Annotated in this window: 1 protein-coding gene; it reads right to left on the bottom strand. The window is 63.0% G+C overall.

Features of this window, described 5'->3' with window-relative positions; genetic code table 11:
• A partial coding sequence (locus QMK32_RS25225) for a tyrosine-type recombinase/integrase (protein WP_283478313.1) occupies window positions 1-571 on the bottom strand: 571 nt, incomplete at its 3' end.
• Window positions 572-594 lie beyond the last annotated feature (23 nt).

The following is a 594-nucleotide window of genomic DNA, read 5'->3' on the forward strand; positions in this document are numbered from 1 at the left end:
TCGTGTAGATCGAGGTCGTCGCTGCGTGTTCGTGGCCGAGCTGCATCTGCACGAAGCTCAAGTCGTATCCGTGCTCTGTCTGTAGATGAGTTGCATACGCGCGGCGCAACGAATGCAGATCGAGACCCGGCGGGAAACCGAGCTCGTCCACCAGGTTTCTCATCCGCTTCCACAGGTCTCTGCCGGCGACGGCACCTCCGCGGTCGGTGGGGAACAGGTCGGCGAGCGGTTGCCCGTAGCGGGGAAGTCCGTAACTCACCCAATGCTCGAGTGCCTCTGCAGCCCAGTCGAATACCGTCAGGACTGTGCGTTGTTTGGCGGGTGAACCGCGCATCGCTTTCCCGTGCCGGATCCGCAGCAGACCCCATTCGCCGAAACCGGGTGCGCGTGCGTTCCGTGAACAGTCGACCAGTTGCAGTTGCCGGCCTTCGCCTGCTCTCAGTCCCCACCCGTACAAGGTCTTGAACGCCACCGCATCCCGCCATGCGGCCAGCGCACCTTTGCGTCCCGAGTTGAGGATCCGTTCCGGCTCCAGATCTGCGAGGTCGAAGAACTGCTGCAGCTCGGTCATGGTGAACGGGCGCCGTTTGTCTC

The organism is Rhodococcus sp. H29-C3, from assembly GCF_030063405.1.
GTDB lineage: Bacteria > Actinomycetota > Actinomycetes > Mycobacteriales > Mycobacteriaceae > Rhodococcoides.